Source organism: Chitinophaga sp. (assembly GCF_035564935.1).
Lineage (GTDB): Bacteria > Bacteroidota > Bacteroidia > Chitinophagales > Chitinophagaceae > Chitinophaga.
Genome location: NZ_DATMTE010001035.1, coordinates 1 through 4,126, shown reverse-complemented (window position 1 = coordinate 4,126; position 4,126 = coordinate 1). Strand labels below are relative to the sequence as shown.

Here is a 4,126-nt window from a genome sequence, read left to right as displayed (position 1 = left end):
ATACACTAACCTAACAAATGTCTAATAACATTGTATATAATCCGCTCATTTTTGATATAAACTATATTTCTCCGCCGAGTCAATATTGCAATAAAAAACAATATCATACCTGGTGGGCAGCCCTTCTTCGCCCATTACAGTGAATAGTTCAGAAACAATCCTAAAAAACAAGGCCTTCGCCTCATACGTCTGCACGCGAGGATCTATGCGCACGGTCTCGTGAATTTTGGACAACTGCGGGGTTTTATCCAACACTCGAGCAACTCGTAATCGTTCCGGTATAAGGGAGCAAGGCGGATCCCCCTGCAGGTCATACATTACGTAATTATCAAATCTGTAGTAAGAAAATTCCAGGGTGTGGGGCTTGCCCGATATTGGCACAATGATAAATATGCTTTTCATGCTTCATTTTTTAAGGTAATGAAGCATTGGGGTAGTCGCATTTGCAACTTACGAAAAGGTCCGGAAACAAAAAATCCGCCTTGCAAGCGGATTTTAATAAAGCTGGGGGATAATGTGGGTTACTGCATAAGCGATTGTTTCGCCGAAGGTCCAGGGGTGGTGCGCAGGGTATTTGCGTGATTATTTTATTTCTAGCCAATCCCAATACGCAGGTATTGGATTAAAGCCCTGAACATGTGACTTGTGTTGAACAGATAATTTGATGACTACCGGATTGCCGGACCACTTAGTGAAAACGGCGAGGCAAGGAGCCATATCTCCACCATCCACCACTATTGCAGCCAGCTTTTCAGCATGACCATATCCTAATTCGTTGTCCTGGCCATTCGGAAAATAATGCACAATGCGGCCCGCTGTAGGCAATTTTATTTCACTCATTTTATATTTGTTTTTGGTTTAAAATAGATGTTCATACACATACCTGAATCCCTGGAATCCCTTCATACGGATTTTCCGTGGTGCCTTTGTGAAGGGATCAGCGAGTACCAGACGTGGCCAGGTGACTATTGATCGTGTGCACCAGGAGATCCCATTCCCATTCCTAGCCTCTCTAAAACCACCTGCCTCATGGCCACCATAGTACAGCCGGTACCGTACCTGGTTACAAACGATAATGTAAACATGGTCTATTTCGTGTGCCGGCTTATTCTTGCACTTATGCAGCCACAGACTATCCTCAGTAGCCAATTGTTGCTCGAAATAGCGAAGGAAGGCCAACAGCCCGCCCTTCTCCCGAATGAGATCCTTTCCCCATGTGACGACTATGCCGACCGGTTGCTGCAGGTGTTTCACGGGAAAATTGTTTGTGCTTGTTTGTAAATGGATTTAAAGGTCTGTACCTCCAAGGCAGGCGGTTCGGCTTTCGGATTGCCGGCAGCCCATTCTTTTTTATAGGCCCGTGCCAAATCTGTAACTGTGTGAACTTCCATTTCCAGGATCTTATGGGTAGTTCCGCCGATATACAGGCCGCGCGCCTGCAGGCGACCCATCAGCATATTTAGACTGTCTTCCGGCTTATTGAAGGCGATGAAAAGGCGCATATTGCCTGTTCCGTTCTCCTTTTTCTGTACCACGCCTGATATCGCCTTGTCATACATTGAGGGCCAGCGGCCGGCATCTGCCTGGAAACCTGAATAATTGTTGTTAATTCCCTTTGTGCCGTTCGCACTTTCTATGCGGAATATGATATACGCTGCGCGCTTTACTTCGGCGGGATAATCTGCTTTCTTTATCCCAGCTATGACGGTTGCCATTTCAACCCGGGTGGGCATATATTTTAACACCGGCTTCTCCGGGTAGGCGTTTTTCATCGTTTTATCAGTTTATAAATTCCGTAGATAAGGCCCGCTATCACGGCCAGGCCGATTAAAATTTGAATACCAGCCGCAATTCGCCAAGCTGATTTTGATACACTTTTATCCTGCTCTTTCACGGTCGTTTGAACGTCCTTCTTTTCATCGCTGGTGCCGGATTCCTTGGTGTGCGTTTCTTTATTTAGCGGCGCCTCCACATCTTTCGGCTTTGTTTTGGCCTTCGTATTTATCGTGCTCCCTATAGTCTTACCGGTGGAATCCTTCTTCGGTACAGATGTCGTGGTAATTATCATCCCGTCCGATTCGGATACCACGATACCCGTGTCACCCGTCGGCACATATCCGGTGGCGGAAAGGCTATCGCCCGGCACATAAACGTGGCCCGAACCGGTTTCGGTTGTCGTTGTCTCGCGAGTATAACCGGTTTTTACGGTACTGTTATCTGTCTGTCGGCTTTCTACCTGGTGAGAGGCGGACGTCTTTCGAGTCGATGAGCAGCTGGGCAGCATGATCCAGCTTAGCATTAGCGCTATCAAAACGATCAGATACCCTTTCATATGCTTTTTCAATTTGATTGTGAATGAAATTGTGTGGCTCAGGTGAGTTGCCTGCGCTTTCCGTTTTGTGCGGTGCCACCAGCACCAGGCACAGTAAGATATACTTCGGATTCATTGCTTTAAATGATTTACGAGCGTGTCTACCTTATCCACCACCATACCTGCCTTTTGCGTTATTTGATCCTGCCTATTCATCACATCCCGGTAGATGGTTACTATCTCCTGTTTATTCCTCTCTGCATCCAGCCTGTTCTGAACTTGCATTGCGGCTATTTCCCCGTGCTGCAGATAATTCCAGTAGGCAAGGCCGATGATCACCGCTTCTTTAAAGTTTGTTTTAATAAGTTCAATACCGTCTTTGATGCTCATGCGGTGCTTTTTATCGGTTAAATAGGACTTTATTCTACGCCATCTGCGATATTTGTTTTCTTATCGATCACTTCCAGGATCTGCTTTTTAGCCTTGCTGAATAGTGCAAAGAGGATGTACGACCCAGCGAAGCCCACAAAAATGAAAAACCACTTCACCCACTCTAGAATTACCGGCTTAGCCTTTGCGATTTCATCAAATCCAACTGTAAATACCACAACCGCTAAGACAGAAAGGATAATGTTGTCCGATTCCGTTTTAATAATACCCCACCTGCTGGTCGGTTTATTCGCCGCAAGGCTCTGCTTACGGATATCCCGTATCTCGAAAAACAGGTGCACGGCTATGCCGAGAAGCCCACAACCAATACATTTGAGAAAAAGTAATGCTGTCATAGATATTAATTTGAGCGTGATAAAAGAATCCAGTTAGTCCCATCACTCTGTATGCACCAACTGGTAACTGTTGGAATAGTAGTTGTCGTTGTGCCCCACACCTGTACCGGGCTTATGGTAATATTGCCTGCAGACGCATTGCGGATCTCATAAATCCGATTAGTGGCAGATGATGCTGATGGTAGCGTAACCGTAATACCGGAAGTTGAAGTGCTTACAGTTCTATGCGTCCCGTCCAGCGTAGTATTAGCTGAAATAGTCGTATACGGCATACTCACCGCTCCACTGATGGCAATTGACGATGTGGACCATGATACAGTTGAAAGGTTTGCGTTACCGTTATGATATAGGGTATTCCAGCCGGACCATGTGCCGCCTGATTGATTGCGCGTGTAGATATTTTGAGTGCCTAATTGCCACGCCATCTGGAACCTATTATTATTAGCGCTGCTGTTATCAATATTCATCAACGAAAAGTAGTTTCCAGAGGGTGGCCGATTAGAAGGTTGGAAATTAGACACGTCATATACAGCATTCCCAGTTGCGCTATTAAAATCAGTAAAGGCTGTAAAACTGTTGGAAAAGAATGTATTGCTTTCTCGACCGTCAAATAAATCAGCGTCCAACCCTGATCCACTGCCATCTACTGTTTTTATTAAAGTTAGATAGTCTGTTGCATTGGAAGGATCTACCCATGTTGAGCTTGAACTCACGTTAAGCGACGCGGGTCCGTGTGTGCTAAAGTTCTTCGCCACAACTGAAGAATCGGCACCGATAAATATATTAGCCGTGTCGCTGATTCTATTGGATATTACGATATTGAATCTAGCATATAGTGGATTTCCTAATGAGTCGACATAACCGTCACCACTATCCATGCTAATGCTTCGTGTTTTTGCGTAATTGATGAAGTTGTTAGAGACCATCACATTTATTCCGTTCACACATTTGATCCCAACAGCGTCAGCTCTGCGGATTACATTGCCCTCTACAATAACATTCCTAGAATTGTGCCCCTTGCCTGATTCTT

8 protein-coding genes are annotated in these 4,126 nt (G+C 45.4%); 1 reads left to right on the top strand and 7 read right to left on the bottom strand.

The genetic code is table 11. From position 1 onward, the window contains the following. Positions 1 to 45: 45 nt before the first annotated feature. Positions 46 to 402, bottom strand: a complete 357-nt coding sequence (locus VN105_RS26975; protein WP_325646108.1) for a hypothetical protein — start codon at positions 400 to 402, stop codon at positions 46 to 48. A 180-nt stretch (positions 403 to 582) separates the two neighbouring features. Then, positions 583 to 840: a hypothetical protein gene (locus VN105_RS26970; protein WP_325646106.1), complete on the bottom strand. Its 258-nt coding sequence runs from the start codon at positions 838 to 840 to the stop codon at positions 583 to 585. Between the two features lie 189 nt (positions 841 to 1,029). On the opposite strand from VN105_RS26970, the gene VN105_RS26965 reads away from it, so the two are divergent. Further along, positions 1,030 to 1,281 carry a hypothetical protein gene (locus VN105_RS26965; RefSeq protein ID WP_325646105.1) on the top strand — a complete coding sequence of 84 codons (252 nt, stop codon included), beginning with the start codon at positions 1,030 to 1,032 and terminating at the stop codon, positions 1,279 to 1,281. Here the strand turns inward: VN105_RS26965 and VN105_RS26960 are convergent. The 5 genes from VN105_RS26960 to VN105_RS26940 all read right to left on the bottom strand — a co-directional run. Next, the gene (locus VN105_RS26960) at positions 1,251 to 1,772 is read right to left on the bottom strand and encodes a hypothetical protein (protein WP_325646103.1); all 522 of its coding nucleotides are present in this window, start codon (positions 1,770 to 1,772) and stop codon (positions 1,251 to 1,253) included. The genes VN105_RS26965 and VN105_RS26960 overlap by 31 nt on opposite strands. Beyond that, complete coding sequence (locus VN105_RS26955) at positions 1,769 to 2,332, bottom strand: hypothetical protein (RefSeq protein ID WP_325646101.1); 564 nt, start codon at positions 2,330 to 2,332, stop codon at positions 1,769 to 1,771. Before VN105_RS26955 ends, VN105_RS26960 begins: the two co-directional genes overlap by 4 nt. A gap of 111 nt (positions 2,333 to 2,443) precedes the next feature. After that, positions 2,444 to 2,701: a hypothetical protein gene (locus VN105_RS26950; RefSeq protein WP_325646099.1), complete on the bottom strand. Its 258-nt coding sequence runs from the start codon at positions 2,699 to 2,701 to the stop codon at positions 2,444 to 2,446. Positions 2,702 to 2,730: 29 nt separating this feature from the next. Further along, the gene (locus tag VN105_RS26945; protein WP_325646097.1) at positions 2,731 to 3,096 is read right to left on the bottom strand and encodes a hypothetical protein; all 366 of its coding nucleotides are present in this window, start codon (positions 3,094 to 3,096) and stop codon (positions 2,731 to 2,733) included. Between the two features lie 5 nt (positions 3,097 to 3,101). Further along, on the bottom strand, positions 3,102 to 4,126 hold a 1,025-nt coding region (locus VN105_RS26940), incomplete at its 5' end, for a pyocin knob domain-containing protein (protein WP_325646095.1).